This window comes from Crenobacter caeni, from assembly GCF_010435965.1.
Taxonomy (GTDB): domain Bacteria; phylum Pseudomonadota; class Gammaproteobacteria; order Burkholderiales; family Chromobacteriaceae; genus Craterilacuibacter; species Craterilacuibacter caeni.
In genome coordinates, this window is sequence record NZ_JAAGAA010000001.1 from 91,444 (window position 1) to 106,861 (window position 15,418).

A 15,418-nucleotide genomic window follows, 5' to 3' on the forward strand; every position below is an offset into this window, starting at 1 on the left:
CCGACCCGCGGGTCGGCTTTTTGACGGCTGGCGGCAGGGCTCAGCTCATCACGATGCTGGGCGTCGACGGCAGGTGCTCGGCCGCCTCGCGCGCGGCGTTTTGCGCGGCGGTCGCGTCGCGGAACGGGCCCATGCGCACGCGGTACGCGCCCAGCTGGTTGACGATGTCGAGCTTGTCGTCGTGGTGGTCGGGCAGCTTGCGGCTGAGCTTGCGCACGCGCGCCTGCGCGCCGGACAGCGACGAGTACGAGCCCAGTTGCAGGTAGATCGGCTTTTCCGACTTGACGAGCAGCTTCTCCGGGCGGGTCGCGATCTGCTCGCCGCCGTCGACCGGGAACACCCGCTCGACCAGCACGTCGGCGCTGCCGGACTTCACGAAGCCCAGCTGGTGCGCCGCGGCATACGACAGGTCCATGATGCGGCCCTTGTGGAAAGGCCCGCGGTCGTTGATGCGCACGATCACCATCTTGCCGTTCTTCAGGTTGGTGACCTTGGCGTAGGACGGGATCGGCAGCGTCGGGTGCGCGCCGGTCATCGCGAACATGTCGTAGCGTTCGCCCGAACTGGTCTTGCGACCGTGGAACTGCTTGCCGTACCACGACGCCTTGCCGCGCGCCTGGAAGGACGCGTAGCTGGTGTCGGGGCTGAAGCGCATGCCCAGCGCCTTGTACGGGCGGTTGGCCGAGCGGATCAGCGGTTCGTCTTGCGGAACCGCATGCGGGACCAGGTCGAGGTTGGCCGGCGTGACACGGGCCGGGCCGTCGTTCTGGAAGTAGCCGCCCTTGGCGGCGTTCCTGGACTGGGTTTGTGCGTGGGCCAGGAGGGGTTGAAGGGAGAAGACCATGAATAGCAGGCTGGTAGCCGCTAGCCATAACCGTCGAAGTACAGGTTGCATCGGAGCTCCTTTATGCGGAGTGCCAGACTGCGAACCTCAGCTTCCCCCGACGAAGTCGAGCTGACGCCAGGCCTCGAAAACCAGGACGGCGACGGCGTTGGACAGATTCATGCTGCGGGATTCGGGCCGCATCGGCAATCGCACCCGTCGCTCGGCGGGAAAACCTGCAAGCAGGTCTTCCGGCAGCCCGCGCGACTCGGGGCCGAACAGCAGCACATCGTCTGTCTGGAAGCTCACCCGGTCGTGCCTCGTGGCACCCTTGGTGGTCGCGGCGAAGATACGCCGACCTGCCAAGGCCGCCTGGCACGCTGCCCAATCCTCGTGAACGATCATGCGCGCGTACTCGTGGTAGTCGAGCCCTGCGCGCCTGAGTTTTGCGTCCTCGAGGGGGAAGCCAAGCGGTTTGACCAGATGCAGTTCACAGCCGGTATTGGCACATAAACGGATCACGTTGCCAGTATTTGGCGGTATTTCCGGCTGGAAAAGTACAACTGTCAACATAGTTGCGGTTCGGATTGTTCCAAGGAATCAATGCTTTGGTCAAGTTTTCGAGTAAAAAACCCTCGCCAGCACCCACGCGTCGACCCTGCGTGCACCCTGTTTCTTGAGCGCTGCGGCGAGCGCGTCGAGGGTCGCGCCGCTGGTGGCGACGTCGTCGACGATGGCAACCGAAAGCCCCGTCACCGCTCGCTCTACGACAAAAACATCGGCGACGTTGCGGGTCCTTGCGGCGCGTTCGAGGCGGGCCTGCGGCGGGGTGTTGCGAACCCGCACGCACAGCGTGTCGTCGAGCGGGGCCGCCATTCTAACAGCGAACGCGCGGGCGAGCTCCAGGCTCTGGTTGAAGCCGCGTTCGGCGAGGCGGGCCGCAAACAGCGGCACCGGCACCACCAGGTCGGGCCGCGCGGGGCCTTCCGGCGCGTGGCGGGCGAACAGCGCACGGAGCGCGTGCGCCATGTCGAGGCGATGCCCGTACTTGAACGCGTGGATCAGCGCGCTGAGCGGCCACGCGTAGACGAACGGCGCGTTGAGCGTGTCGAAGGCGGGGCGGCGGCGCCGGCAGTGCGGGCAGGGCAGGCCGGTGGGGCCCGCGTCGGCGCAGATGGGGCAGTGTGCGGCCGGCAGCGTGGCGAGGTCGGCGCGGCACGCGGCGCAGATGCCGTCCGGGCCACCGTCGCCGGCGCACAGCAGACACGGCTGTGCAAATAATGCACAGTTGTCAAGCAAGTGCCTCACCTGGTTTGACAGGGCGGCGAGCCGGGATCGATGATTCTCCATCCTGTTACCATAGTTTCTCAGCCAAGCCGATGACGACCACGAAGCTACACTTCACCCGCCCGCCGACCCCGCACCCCGAAACCGGGCTGTGGCAGGCCTCCGACGTCGAGGCGCTGTTCGCCTTGCCGTTCATGGAACTGGTGTTCCGTGCCGCCGAGGTGCACCGCCAGTTCTTCGACCCGAACAAGGTGCAGCTCTCCACCTTGCTGTCGATCAAGACCGGCGGTTGCTCCGAGGATTGCGGCTACTGCCCGCAGTCGGTCCACCATGACACGCCGGTGGCCGACGAGCCGATGCTGTCCTGCGACGAGGTGGTCGCCCGGGCGCGCGAGGCGAAGGCCGCCGGCGCCAGCCGCTTCTGCATGGGCGCCGCGTGGCGCGGGCCGAAGGACGCCGACCTCGAGCGCACGCTCGCCATGATCGCCGACGTCAAGGCCCTGGGGCTGGAGACCTGCGCGACCTTCGGTCTGCTCGCCGACGGGCAGGCCGAGCGCCTGAAAGCGGCCGGGCTCGACTACTACAACCACAACCTCGATACCGCGCCGGACAAGTACGGCGACATCATCAGCACCCGCGCCTACGAGGACCGCCTCGACACGCTGGGCAAGGTGAGGGCGGCCGGCCTCAACGTCTGTTGCGGCGGCATCGTCGGCCTCGACGAGACGCGGCCCGACCGCGCCGCGCTGATCTGCCAGTTGGCGAACCTCGACCCGCAGCCGGAGTCGGTGCCGATCAACAACCTGGTCAAGGTCGACGGCACGCCGCTCGCCGACGCCGAGGAGATCGACTGGACCGAGTTCGTGCGGGCGATCGCGGTGGCCAGGCTGACCATGCCGAAAAGCTACATCCGCCTGTCCGCTGGCCGCCGCGCGATGCCGGAGGCGATGCAGGCGCTGTGCTTCCTCGCCGGCGCCAACTCGGTGTTCTACGGCGACAAGCTGCTGACCACCGGCAACCCCGACGTGGCCGCAGACCGGGCGCTGATGGAGAAGCTCGACTTGCAGGCGCTTTGAGCGGTACCGACGGCGGCGCGGCAGTGCTTGCAATGGGAATGCTTTTTACTTATAAATTGCCTAATAATTATTTATCGGCAATTTCAGGTGACATGCATGCGGGCAGACGAACTGGCGCCGGCGCTCTGCGCGCTGACAGCGGAACACCGGCGTCGGCGGCGTCCCTGCCTTGAATCCGCGCAGGGCGCTCGTGTCGTCGTTGACGGGCAGCCCCTGCTGGCCTTCGCCAGCAACGACTACCTGGGCCTCGCCGCCCATCCGCGGCTAGCCGACGCTGCCCAGGCGGCGATCCACCGTTTCGGGGTCGGCGCCGGCGCGTCGCACCTGGTGTGCGGGCACAGCACCCTGCACGAGGAGGCCGAACAGCGCCTCGCCGCGTGGGTGGGCTGTGAGCGCGCGCTGCTGTTCGGTTCGGGCTACGCGGCCAACCTCGCGGTGATCACCAGCTTGCTTGGCCGCGACGACGAGGTGTTCGCCGACCGGCTGGTGCACGCTTCGCTCAACGACGGCTGCCTGCTCTCCCGCGCCCGCTTCACCCGTTTTCCCCATAACGACCTCGTCCGCCTCGAGGCGCAGCTCTGTGCGTCGCGCGCGCGCAGCAAGATGATCGTCGTCGACGCCGTTTACAGCATGGACGGCGACGAGGCACCGCTCCCCGCACTGCTGGCCCTGGCCAGGCGCCACGATGCCTGGCTGTATGTCGACGACGCGCACGGCTTCGGCCTGACCGGTGGCGGGCGCGGCGCGCTCGCCGAATACGCGCTCGCCGACGAGCGCATCATTTATATGGGCACGCTGGGCAAGGCGGCCGGTGTCGCCGGCGCCTTTGTCGCCGGCAGCGAGACGCTCATCGAATGGCTGCTCAACCGCGGCCGCAGCTATATCTACACGACCGCGTTGCCGCCCGCGCTGGCTGCGGCGACGGTGGCCGCGCTGGCCGTGATGGCCGACGAGCCGTGGCGGCGCGAGCGCGTGTTTGCGCACGCGCGTGCCGTGCAGGCGGCAAGGCTTGCATGGCGTCTGCCGCAGGTGCGGCTGGCGATTCATCCCGTTATCATTGGAGGCGACGCCGAAACGCTGGCCGTTTCGCAGGCGTTGCGCGAGCAGGGCATCTGGGTGCCGCCGATCCGCCCGCCGACGGTTCCGGCCGGGCAGGCGAGGCTGCGCATTTCCTTGTCCGCCGCGCATGAGGTCGGGGACGTGGCGCGGCTGCTGGCGGCGCTGGGGCAGCTTGCCTCGTGCGCGGACCCGAATGAGAGAGGCGCATAGCCCGAGGCGGACGATGACAGTTGCGGTACAAGGGTGGGACGCCTGTCTGCAGGCGACGGTGGACGAAGCCCTGGCGCAGGCGGCCAGGCAAGGCGGCGGGCTGTCCGTGTGGCAGGCCACCGCCGACGGTTGGCGCGCGCTGGGCTGCTGCGGGGCGGTGCCGGCCTTGCCGGCCTCGGCCGAAGCGGTGTCCTGCGACGCCTACGCGGGCGCCATCCGGCTGTTGCGGGTGGTGCACGACGGCGACGCGCTGTCGGCAGCGCTCTCCGGCCTGCTCGCCGCGCGTGTCGAGGCCGAGTGGCTGCGCGAAGAGCAGCGCTTCGCCGGACAGCTGCGCGACATCATGGTCACGGTCGGCCAACTGGCCGACGAGGTCCCTTCGCTCGAGGCTTTCCTCTCCCGCCTGTACGCGGTGTTGTCCCCCCTGCTGCCCGACGGCGCGCTGACGCTGGGCCTGACCGACGACGAGGGCGGTTGCCTGCGTTTTCCCGTCAACGCCTGGCCGGCCGGTGCGGATGCGTTCGTGCACGCCGAGCCGGCCCTGCTGGCAGCGGCCGGCCGCCGCCAGCGCCTGTGGGTGCTCGGCCGGCGGCGCCTGTCCGCCTTGTGCCAGGGCGTGCCTGCCGGACAATTGCCCTTGCTGTGGGTCGCCGTACCCCTGCTGGACGAGGGTGGCCGGCTGCTCGCCATCGCCAGCGCACGCGTCGACGCGCTCCATCCGGGCGACGCCCGCGTAGAGCGGCGCAGGCTCAGCCAGCTTGCCCGCCACCTGTGCAGCCAGCTTGGGCAGCTGGGGCGGCGCCTGCAATTGCTGGGCCAATTGCGCAGGGTGCGCGTCGAACTCGACGGCTACGCTGCGCGGCTGAATGCCGAGCTGGCCGAACGGCGGCGCAACGAGCAACTGGTGCAAGCGCTGGGCGAGGTCAATACGCTCGCCAACAGCCTGCTGCCGTTGCCGGCGGTGCTCGCCGGCGTGCGCCGTACCCTGGGCAGGCTGGTCGAATTCGATACGCTGACCGTCGCGCTCTACACGGGCGACGACGGGACGCTGGCCTTTCCCTACTGCAGCGAGGGTGCCGCGCAACAGCCCGCTGCCGCCGAGCGCGCGCTGCTCGAGCAGGTGCTGCACAGTGGCCGCCCGCTGCTGAGCGGCCGTCCGGCACTGTCAGGGGAAGACGGGGCGACGCTGCGCAGCTGGCTGGGGGTGCCCCTGTTTGACCAGCTGCGGCTGCTCGGCGTGATCGCGATCGGCTCGCACGCCGAGAGCCGGCGCTTTGGCCTGCGCGAGCAGGAAACGGTCGAGTTCGTCGCCGGCCATGTGGGCGGGGCGGTCGCCCGCCTGCAGGCGACGCAGGCCCTGTACCAGGTCAACAGCCAGCTCGAGGTGCGCGTGCAGCAGCGCACGCGTGCGCTGGACGAGGCCAACGCGCGCCTCAAGTACGAGAGCCTGCACGACACGCTGACCGCGCTGCCCAACCGCGCGTACTTCGGCCAGCGCATCCTGCAGTTGTGGCAGCAGTATGCGCTCGACGAGAGCTGCCCGTTCGCGCTGATGCTGATCGACATGGACCGCTTCAAGCTGGTCAACGACACGCTGGGTCACGCCGCCGGCGACGCCCTGCTGGTCGAAGTCGGCGAGCGTATCCGCGGCTGCCTGCGTCCGGACGATTTCCTGGCCCGCCTGGGCGGCGACGAGTTCGCGCTGCTGCTGCCCGGGCCGGTCAACTACAAGAGCTGCGGCCGGGTCGCCCGCCGCATCGTCGACGCGTTCCGCTCGCCGGTGGTCGTCGACGGGCGCGAGCTGTTCACCACGCTGAGCCTCGGCGTCGTGCTGTCCGACGGCCAGTACCACGCCGGCTGCCAGGACATGCTGCGCGACGCCGACCTCGCGATGTACCACAGCAAGCAGCAGGGCCGCGACGGCTACACCGTCTACAACCATGCGCTGCGCCAGGGCAAGGCCGACCAGCTGGCGCTGGAGGCCGAGCTGCGCCACGCGCTGGAGGGCGAACACGAGCTGGTGCCGTACTTCCAGCCCTTCGTCGACAGCGCAAGCGGCGCGGTGACCGGTTTCGAGACGCTGGTACGCTGGCGCCACCCCGAGCGCGGCCTGATCCCGCCGGCGCTGTTCCTGCCGATGGCGCAGGAGTCCGGGTTGATCCGCCGCCTCGACCGCTACATGATCGTGCGCGCGTGCGAGCAACTGGCGCGCTGGCGCGCCGAGGGGCGGGCGGACGCGCTGTGCGCGCTGCACATCAACCTGTCGTCGGAGAACCTGCGCGACGACGACCTCGCCGTCTGGATTGCCGGCGTGCTGCAACGCTGCAGCCTGCCGCCGCACCTCATCTACCTCGAGGTGACCGAGAGTGCGCTGATCGACGTGCCCGAACAGGCGCAGCGGGTGATGCAGGCCTTGCACGACGTCGGCGTGCGCCTCGCGCTCGACGACTTCGGCACCGGCTACTCTGCGCTGTCCTACCTGCACCGTTACCGTTTCGACCTGCTGAAGATTGACCAGGCCTTCGTGCGCGAGGTCGGCGTGAACGCCGAGTCGACCGCGATCGTGCGCGCGATCCTCGCGCTGGCGCAGGCCCTGCAGCTGGAAGTGGTCGCCGAGGGGGTGGAGACCGCAGAGCAGGTCGACGCGCTGCGCGCGCTCGGCTGCCCGCGCCTGCAGGGCTACTACTTTTCGCCGCCGCGCCCGGCAGGCGAGGTGTACTGGGGGGCGCAGGCGAGCGTCCTGGCCGGCTGAACGGCTGCCCCGGCAAAGAAAACGGCCCGCTGAGCGCGGGCCATTCCGTTTGGGCGCCTGCCGTTCAGGCGTGGCGCGGGGCGAGGCGGTCGCTGATCGAGATCAGGCGGCCGCCTTGCTCGGCACCGCCTGCGGCGGCCTGTTCGCCGGCGAGCGGGCTGATGAACAGGTAGAGCGTCGGCTTGCCCGGCAGCGGCAGGCGCAGCGCCTTGATGTCGCAGGAGATCAGGCTGCCGTCCAGTGCATGCACGCGGCACAGCAGCGGCGGGATTTCACCGTCCAGCTGCCGGGACTGGGTCAGCAGCAGCAGGCGGCGTGCGGTCGCATCCGAACTTTCGACGATGTCGGACAGGTGCTTGCCGACCAGGGTCGCCGAGTGTTGTGCCTTCAAAAGCGCGGTCGCCGCGACGTTGGCGTCGGAGAGTTGTCCGTCGCGGACCAGCAACATCGCCGACGGCGATTGCGCGAAGACCAGGTCGAGCTGGTGTTCGACCTGGCGCAGCGCCTCGATCGAGGTGTTCTTGCTGTGCGCGAGCTGGTTGACCGCGCGGGTCAGGAAGGCGACCTCGTCGTTGCCGTGGGTCGCGAGCAGCGCGGTCTGGCCGGGACGGGTCAGGCCGTGTACCGACTGCAGCAGCGCGCCCAGGCGGCGGCTGATCAGCGCGTGGACGACCCCCCAGGCGACGAGGCCGAGCAGCAGGGTGCCGCCGACGGCGATCAGCGCGATCTGCGCGAGTTTTTCCGATGCGAGGCGCGACATGTCGCGCGGCTGGCTGCTGCCCAACAGCAGCGCGGGCTTGCCGTCCAGGCTGGGGATCGCGTTCCAGGTCTGGGTGGTGGCGTCGTCGCGGAAGATCAGCAGCTCGTCGCTGGCCGGTTCGCGCTTGCCGACCCAGTGCAGCACCTGGTCGGGCAGGTCGCGGGCGGTGATCGGTACCACGCGCGCGAGCGTCGCGCTGTACGCGCCCTTGGTCTGCAGCAGCAGCTTGTCGGCCGCCACCCCGGTCACCAGGTAGCCGGCCGGGCCACCTTGGCGGCTGGCCGGGCGGATCTGCGCGATCGACACGTAGTAGGGGCCGCGCGCAAGGCGGACGACGCCGCCGCTGACCTTCTTGCCCTGGCGTACCGCCTGCGTGAAGATGCGGCCGAACGAAGTGGCCGGGTCGAGCTCGCGGGTGAGCATCAGCTCGTCGCGGAACACGCCCTTGCCGCCCCACTCGGCGGTGGTCATCAGGTCGCCGCGCGGGTCGAAGACGGCGAGGAAGTCGAGCCCGAGCGCGTTGTGCGTGCGCGAGTCGAGGAAGGCGTTCAGCCGCTGCGGGTCGGCGCCGGTCGCGTACAGGTAGGCGTCGTCCCAGTTGGCCAGGCTGTCGGCCTGGCGCTCAAGCGCGGCGGCGGCTTCGACAAACAGGTCGCGGGTGTGTTCGGCCTGCGCGCGGGCGGCCTGCTGTTCGCTCTGCGCGATGGCCGGGCGCAGCGCGTACTGGCCGTACAGCCAGATCGCCGCGGCGAGCGTCAGCGACAGCAGCCCCAGCGTCAGCGCGATGCGGTGTGCCAGTCTGGCCGGCATCAGGGTGGATAGCCAAGACAAGGTAATCTCCTCCTCGTGCCCCGGCCTTTCTTTGGGTGGCCGGTGTGCGGATTTTATGTGTGCGCGGCAATGCCGCAGGGATGCCCCAGCCTGAGTTTATAATGACGATGGGGTTTCATGTCTAGGGTGGCCATGCAGGATCTGCCCGCTGCGGCCGCCGACTGTCGCGCGCCGCCAACGGCCGGCCCGCCTTTCCTTTCCGGCAGACTCTTGCGAGAATGCCCGCTTTGCGATTGCCAGCTGCGATGCCAGTGCCAGTGCCAGTGCCAGTGATGGAGTGTTACGCCGAAACGCGGGGCCGCGGCCCCGACCTCGTGCTCTTGCACGGCTGGGGCTTGCACGGCGGCGTGTTCGACGCGCTGGCCGACTGTCTGGCCGATCACTACTGCGTGCACGCGGTCGACCTGCCCGGCCACGGCGCCTCCGGCGCGGTCGACGTGTTCGACGCGGCGGCGGTTGCCGACCTGCTCGCCGCGCAGTTCCCGCTGCCGGTGCATGTGCTCGGCTGGTCGCTCGGCGGCCTCATCGCCCAGCACTGGGCGGCACGTCACCCAGCCCGGGTGCGGAGCCTGACACTGGTGTCGACCAGCCCGCGCTTCGTCAACGGGCCCGACTGGCCGCACGCGCAGGACGCCGCCGCCTTGCACGCGGTGGCCGACGCGCTTGGCGGGCAGTTCGAACGCACGCTGGAGAACTTCCTCGCCTTGCAGACACTGGGCGCGCCGCACGGGCGCGAGCTTGCGCGCGCGCTGTCGGCATCGCTGTTCGCGCACGGCCGACCGCAGGGGCTGCTGCCGGCGCTCGATTGCCTGCTCACCGACGACGCGCGCCCGCTCGCCCGCGACATCGTCGCGCCGACGCTGGTGTTGGGGGGCGAGCGTGACCGCATCACGCCGCCCGGCGCCAGCCGCTGGCTGGCGCACCAGCTGCCGCACGCGACACTGGAAATGTTCGCGCAGGCGTCCCACCTTCCTTTCGTCTCCCACGCCGCGGCCTTCGAAGAGTGCCTGCGGCAACACCTGGACCACCACGCATGAGCGAAGCGTTTTACACCGACAAGGCGCGGGTACGCGCGTCCTTCGAGAAGGCCGCGGCCAGCTACGACGGCGCCGCCGTGCTGCAGCGCGAGGTCTCCGACCGCATGGACGAGCGCCTCGGCGTGATCCGCCAGATCCCCTTGACCGTGCTCGACGCCGGCTCCGGCACCGGTTATGGCGCAGCCGCCTTGCGCGCGCGCTACCCGGACGCGCGCGTGATCGAGCTGGACATCGCGCACGCGATGCTTGCCGCGTCGCGCGGCAAGCAGGCGGCTGCGCGCGGCATGCTCGGGCGGCTGTTCTCGCGCGCGCGGCCGTGGCAGGTGTGCGCCGACGTCGAGGCCCTGCCGCTGGCCGACGCCAGCGTCGACATGGTGTGGTCCAACCTGGCGATCCAGTGGCTGAACGAGCCGGACAAGGTGTTCGCCGAGTTCCGCCGCGTGCTGAAGCCGGACGGACTGTTGATGTTCTCGACGCTGGGGCCGGACACGCTGTTTGAACTGCGCGCGGCGTTTGCCGGGCAGGACGCCGCCACCCACGTCAACCGCTTCCTCGACATGCACGACCTGGGCGACGCGCTGTCGCGCGCCGGTTTCGCGCAGCCGGTGATGGACATGGAAAAGATCGTGCTCACCTACGCGCAGATGCGCGACGTGCTGCGCGACCTCAAGGCGATCGGCGCGCACAACTCGACCGCCGGGCGCAGCGCCGGGCTGACCGGCAAGCATTTCTGGCGGCGGGTCGAGGCCGCCTACGACGCGCAGCGCAAGGACGGCGTGCTGCCGGCGACCTACGAGGTCGTCTACGGCCACGCCTGGCGCGGCGCGCCGCCGGCCGGCCGCCTCGCCGACGGCCGCCAGGTGATCGAATTTGTCAGGCCCGCCCGCGCGGCGTCCTGACCCTACCGCGCCCGGCTGCCGGGCGCGGCCGATTTTGCAGGTAGAGGAACCATGAAGTTGCATACCCTGGCCGGCGCCTTGCTGGCCGCCACGCTCGCCGGTTGCGCGAGCACCCGTCCCGAACAGCTCCCGTCCACCCCGACCCCGCCGGCGGCCAGTACCGCGCAGCCGTCGCAGGCGCAGGCGCCGGACAAGCCGTCTGCCCCGGCGCACGCCGCCCCCGCGCACAAGGCGCGCAAACCCAAGGTCGCTCTCGCGCTGGGCGGCGGCGCCGCCAAGGGCTTCGCGCATATCGGCGTGATCAAGGTGCTCGAGGCGAACGGCATCAAGCCCGACATCGTCACCGGCACCAGCGCGGGTGCGGTGGTCGGCGCGCTGTACGCGTCGGGGCTGACCCCGTACCAGTTGCAGTTGCGTGCGATGAAGCTCGACGAGAGCGCGCTGACCGACTACACGCTGTCTACGTCCGGCGTGATCAAGGGCGAGAAGCTCGCCGAATACGTGAACCGCCAGGTGAAGGGTCGGCCGCTGGAGAAGCTTGCCAAGCCCTTCGGCGCAGTCGCCACCGAGCTCGACACCGGCCGCCGCGTGGTGTTCCGCACCGGCAACACCGGCAGTGCGGTGCGCGCGTCGGCCAGCATCCCCAACGTGTTCCTGCCGGTGCAGATGCACGGCAAGCGCTACGTGGACGGCGGGCTGGTCAGCCCGGTACCGGTCAGCGCGGCGCGCGAGATGGGCGCCGACATCGTGATCGCGGTCGACATCTCGGCGCGGCCGTCCGGCGGCAGCTCGGGCTTCTTGTCCCTGCTCGACCAGAGCCTGAACATCATGAGCCAGAGCGCGCTCAGGGCCGAGCTGAAGGACGCCGACGTCACCCTGCGCCCGCAGGTCGGTGCGATCGGCGCGACCGGCTTCGACGGCCGCCACCGCGCGATCCTCGAGGGCGAGAAGGTCGCGCGGATGGGACTGCCGGCAATCAGGCATGCCATAAAACTAAAGGAGCAGGCGCTACAAAAGTAATGGCATAATTCGGGGTGATCGCGCTGCGCCGCGACGCAGAGGCGGATGGATTGCCGACACGGCCGACGCAGTGGCTATGCTGTTGCTAGTTCCTGCTCAGGAGTTGTCTCCGATGATCGTCCTCCACGGCGTTGCGCTGTCCCCCTACTACAACAAGGTCAAGATCGCCCTGATCGAAAAGGGCGTGAACTTCGAGGAAGTGTTCACCCCGCCGTCGCGCGAGGAGACCTTCCTCGCCAAGAGCCCGATGGGCAAGATCCCCTACGTCGAGATCAACGGCTACGCGCTGGCCGAGTCGACCGCGATCCTCGAGTGGCTGGAAGACGCTTACCCGACCGCGGCGCTGTTGCCGCCGTCGCCGAACGCGCGCGCGCGTTCCCGCGAGCTGATGCAGCTGATCGAACTCTACCTTGCCCAGCCGGCGCAGCCGCTGACTGCGCACCGGGTGTTCGGCGCACCGCTTGCCGACGCGCAGCGCGCGCAGGCGGACGAGGCGATCCGGCGGGGCGTCGGCGCGGTCAGCCGGATTGTTCGCACGAACCCCTGGCTCGCCGGCGAGGACTTCAGCTACGCCGACATCGTCGCGGCAAGCTTCTTCCCGCAGCTCTCGCAGGTGACCGCAGAGGTGCTGGGCGAAAACCTGCTCGCCGCGCTGCCGGCACTGGACGACTACCTCGCGCGGCTGGGGCAGCGGCCGAGCGTCGCGCGCACCTGGGCCGACCGTGACGCCGCGCTTTCCGCCTTCATGGCGAGGAGAGGCGCGTCCTGACGCGGTTCCCCTTCATTCCTCTTCCCATTCGAACTCGAGCTGGCGGCCGGCGTCGTCGCCGGCGAGCCGGCAACCTAGGCCGAGCAGGCGCACCGCGCGGCCGCCGCCGCGCGCGTACGCGGTGTCGAGCAGCCGCCCGAAGCCGGGTAGCGACAACTGGCTCGCCGTGTGCTCGACCGTGGTCTGGCTGAAGTCGGCGAACTTGACCTTGACCACCAGTGCGCGGATCGCCGGGTCGCCGGCGCGGCTGAGCCTCGCCTTCAGGCGGGCGAACAGTTCGGGCGTCTCGGCGCGGCAGGCGGCGAGCGTGGGCAGGTCACGCGCGTAGGTCTCCTCGACGCTGACCGACTTGCGTACCCGCTCGGTCTCGACTTCGCGGGTGTCGGTGCCGTGCGCCAGTTCGACCAGCCGCGCGCCGAAGCGGCCGAACTCGCGCTCGAGGAGTGCGGCATCGACGGTCAGCAGGTCGGCGCCGGTATGAAGGCCCAGCGCCTCGAGGCGGCCGGCGGTGACGCGGCCGACCCCCCAGAAGCGCGCGAGCGGCAGCGCTGCGGCGAATGCCGCCGCGTCCTCTGGGCGTACCACGTACTGGCCGTCCGGCTTGTTCCAGTCGGACGCGACCTTGGCGAGAAACTTGTTGGGGGCGACGCCGGCCGACGCGGTGATGCCGACTTCCTCGCGGATGCGGCGGCGGATCTCCTTGGCCATCAGCGTCGCGCTGCCGCGGCACAGCGTCACCCCGCTGACGTCGAGGTAGGCCTCGTCGAGCGACAAGGGTTCGATGCGTTCGGTGAACGCGCGGTAGATCGCGTGCACCTGGCGGCTCGCCTCGCGGTAGCGCGCCATGTCGCCCGGCACGATCAGCAGTTGCGGGCAGCGCCTAAGCGCGGTCGCCGACGCCATCGCCGAGTGGATGCCGTAGCGGCGCGCGACGTAGTTGCAGGTGGCGATCACGCCGCGGGTGTGCGGGCTGCCGCCGACGGCGAGCGGGATGTCGCGCCACTCGGGGTGGTCGCGCATCTCGACCGACGCGTAGAACGCGTCGCAGTCGACGTGGATGATCTTGCGCTGCACGCTCAGGCGGGGCGAGCGTCGCTGTGGCCGAGCGGCTTGTCCGGCGCGACGAGGTCGCGCACGCGCTGCTTGATCTCGCGCAGCTCCGGGAAGCCGCCGTCGCGCTTGCGGTCCCATAGCAGGGTGTCGCCGCAGTGGACGGTGAACACGCCGCCCGAGCCCGGTGCGAGCGTGACACCGCCTAGTTCCTGCTCGAAGGTGGTCAGCAATTCCTGCGCGAGCCAGGTGGCGCGCAGCAGCCAGCGGCAGCCGGTGCAGTAGCGGATTTCCAGGCGGGGAAGGGGGGCGTGGTCCATCGTGGTGGTCCGTGGGTTGGCAGCAGACCCGATGGTAGCCTATCCGACGCCGTCCGGGCTCCCCGGTACTGCATGTCTGCCCGTGAGGGCAGCCCTCCTCCATCTCATTATTCTTCAGGTGTTGCCTGGCGAGGGGATGCGGCCGGACGGCGTCACACTGGAGGCGGCCAACGCTCCAGTTCAGTCATTGTGCATATCTAAGCGGTTCGTGTAAAGCAAATCGGGATGTTGTCAGACAAAAAAGATCCGCTATCGCGGACCTGCGACGCGAACAGCGGCTGTCATCGTGCCGTCACCGAAACTTCACGCGGCAGAAATATGCGCAAGGAATAATCTGCGGGTCATCCATCAGCGGAGTATTCCCGTGAAGCGAACCCTGATTTGTGCTGCCGCGCTGGCGGCCCTTGCCTTGCCGAATGCCTACGCAGCGAAGGCTGCCGGTTGGCCGACCCTGGACGGCAAGGCGCCGCTGGTGATCGCGCACCGCGGCGCGTCCGGCTACCTGCCCGAGCACACGCTGGAGGCGTACGCGCGCGCCGTCGAACTGGGCGCCGACTATATCGAGCCGGACCTGGTGTCGACCAGGGACGGGGTGCTGATCGCGCGCCACGAACCGAACCTGAAGGACACTACCGACGTTGCCAGCCGGGCCGAGTTTGCCGACCGCAAGAAGAAGGTGAAGGTCGACGGCAAGGAGGAGGAGGGCTGGTTCGCGTCCGACTTCACGCTGGCCGAGATCAAGACGCTGCGCGCGGTGCAGCCGCGTGCCGACCGTCCGCAGCAGTACAACGGCCAGTTCGCTATCCCGACCTTCGACGAGGTCCTCGCGCTGCGTGCGCGTCTGGCCAGGGAGAGCGGCCGCAAGATCGGCGTCTACCCGGAAACCAAGCATCCGACCTGGCACCAGGCGCAGCAACTGCCGCTGGAGCGCACGCTGGTCGCAAGCCTCAAAAAGGCGGGGCTCAACCGCAAGGACGCGCCGGTGTTCGTGCAGTCGTTCGAGACCGCCAACCTGAAGGCGCTGCGCAAGCTGACGCCGGTGAAGCTGGTGTTCCTGCTGGACGCCGACGACGTGGCCGTCGACGGCAAGCTGGTGACCGGCCAGCCGTACGACTTCGTCGTCGCCGGCGATGCGCGCAGCTACGCCGACCTGACCAAGCCTGGCGCGCTGCGCGAGATTCGCCGCTTTGCCGACGGTATCGGCCCGTGGAAGCCGTACCTGATCGCGAGCGAGGGGATGGCCGACAAGAAGACCGGCGCCGCTGCCGACGTGAACGGCGACAAGACGGTCGACATGCAGGACCGAACGCTGATCGAGCCGTCGACCCTGGTGCGCGACGCACATAAGGCCGGCCTGTTCGTCCACGCGTACACCTTCCGCAACGAACCCAAGCATCTGGCGGCCAACTTCATGGGCGACCCGGCCGAGGAGTACAAGACCTACTTCGGGCTCGGCGTCGACGGCGTGTTCAGCGACTTCGCCGACACCGCCGTCGCGGCACGCCAGGCGATGGCCAGGCGCTGA

The 15,418-nt window shown here is 69.5% G+C and carries 14 protein-coding genes; 8 read left to right on the plus strand and 6 right to left on the minus strand.

All coding sequences use genetic code 11. From position 1 onward, the window contains the following. Positions 1–40: 40 nt before the first annotated feature. Genes GZH52_RS00435 through GZH52_RS00445 form a run of 3 tightly spaced genes read right to left on the minus strand, consistent with a single transcriptional unit; the run spans position 41 to position 2,131 of the window. Positions 41–895 (minus strand): septal ring lytic transglycosylase RlpA family protein, encoded by an 855-nt coding sequence (locus GZH52_RS00435; protein ID WP_163314584.1) that lies wholly within the window; start codon positions 893–895, stop codon positions 41–43. A gap of 36 nt (positions 896–931) precedes the next feature. Continuing rightward, on the minus strand, positions 932–1,396 hold the full coding sequence (locus GZH52_RS00440; RefSeq protein ID WP_163314585.1) for a tRNA (cytidine(34)-2'-O)-methyltransferase: 465 nt from the start codon (positions 1,394–1,396) through the stop codon (positions 932–934). A gap of 39 nt (positions 1,397–1,435) precedes the next feature. Next, on the minus strand, positions 1,436–2,131 hold the full coding sequence (locus GZH52_RS00445) for a ComFC family protein (protein ID WP_432417422.1): 696 nt from the start codon (positions 2,129–2,131) through the stop codon (positions 1,436–1,438). A gap of 71 nt (positions 2,132–2,202) precedes the next feature. On the opposite strand from GZH52_RS00445, the gene bioB reads away from it, so the two are divergent. From bioB to GZH52_RS00460, 3 genes are all read left to right on the plus strand, one after another. Next, entirely contained in the window at positions 2,203–3,186 is a 984-nt protein-coding gene (gene bioB, locus GZH52_RS00450) for a biotin synthase BioB (RefSeq protein ID WP_163314587.1), read from the plus strand. Positions 3,187–3,282: 96 nt separating this feature from the next. Next, a complete protein-coding gene (gene bioF, locus GZH52_RS00455; RefSeq protein ID WP_163314588.1) occupies positions 3,283–4,455 on the plus strand; it encodes an 8-amino-7-oxononanoate synthase in 1,173 nt (390 codons plus the stop codon). Between the two features lie 58 nt (positions 4,456–4,513). Beyond that, positions 4,514–7,207 carry an EAL domain-containing protein gene (locus tag GZH52_RS00460; protein ID WP_163314589.1) on the plus strand — a complete coding sequence of 898 codons (2,694 nt, stop codon included), beginning with the start codon at positions 4,514–4,516 and terminating at the stop codon, positions 7,205–7,207. Positions 7,208–7,271: 64 nt separating this feature from the next. Here the strand turns inward: GZH52_RS00460 and GZH52_RS00465 are convergent, their stop codons facing one another. Next, positions 7,272–8,798, minus strand: coding sequence for a CHASE4 domain-containing protein (locus tag GZH52_RS00465; RefSeq protein WP_163314590.1), 1,527 nt, complete (start codon positions 8,796–8,798; stop codon positions 7,272–7,274). A gap of 272 nt (positions 8,799–9,070) precedes the next feature. On the opposite strand from GZH52_RS00465, the gene bioH reads away from it, so the two are divergent. The 4 genes from bioH (at position 9,071) to GZH52_RS00485 (ending at position 12,523) form a co-directional block, all read left to right on the plus strand. Continuing rightward, the gene (gene bioH, locus GZH52_RS00470) at positions 9,071–9,835 is read left to right on the plus strand and encodes a pimeloyl-ACP methyl ester esterase BioH (RefSeq protein WP_163314591.1); all 765 of its coding nucleotides are present in this window, start codon (positions 9,071–9,073) and stop codon (positions 9,833–9,835) included. Next, a complete protein-coding gene (gene bioC, locus GZH52_RS00475) occupies positions 9,832–10,734 on the plus strand; it encodes a malonyl-ACP O-methyltransferase BioC (protein ID WP_163314592.1) in 903 nt (300 codons plus the stop codon). The genes bioH and bioC overlap by 4 nt, the downstream gene beginning before the upstream one ends. A gap of 51 nt (positions 10,735–10,785) precedes the next feature. Then, positions 10,786–11,754, plus strand: coding sequence for a patatin-like phospholipase family protein (locus GZH52_RS00480; protein WP_163314593.1), 969 nt, complete (start codon positions 10,786–10,788; stop codon positions 11,752–11,754). A gap of 112 nt (positions 11,755–11,866) precedes the next feature. Next, a complete protein-coding gene (locus GZH52_RS00485) occupies positions 11,867–12,523 on the plus strand; it encodes a glutathione S-transferase family protein (RefSeq protein WP_163314594.1) in 657 nt (218 codons plus the stop codon). A 12-nt stretch (positions 12,524–12,535) separates the two neighbouring features. Here GZH52_RS00485 and dinB read toward each other — a convergent pair whose 3' ends face one another. Together dinB and GZH52_RS00495 are read right to left on the minus strand one after the other, a co-directional pair. After that, positions 12,536–13,597: a DNA polymerase IV gene (gene dinB, locus GZH52_RS00490; RefSeq protein WP_349290618.1), complete on the minus strand. Its 1,062-nt coding sequence runs from the start codon at positions 13,595–13,597 to the stop codon at positions 12,536–12,538. Between the two features lie 2 nt (positions 13,598–13,599). Next, positions 13,600–13,893, minus strand: a complete 294-nt coding sequence (locus tag GZH52_RS00495; RefSeq protein WP_163314596.1) for an Rdx family protein — start codon at positions 13,891–13,893, stop codon at positions 13,600–13,602. Positions 13,894–14,257: 364 nt separating this feature from the next. Here GZH52_RS00495 and GZH52_RS00500 point away from each other — a divergent pair, with 364 nt between their 5' ends. Next, entirely contained in the window at positions 14,258–15,418 is a 1,161-nt protein-coding gene (locus GZH52_RS00500) for a glycerophosphodiester phosphodiesterase family protein (RefSeq protein ID WP_163314597.1), read from the plus strand.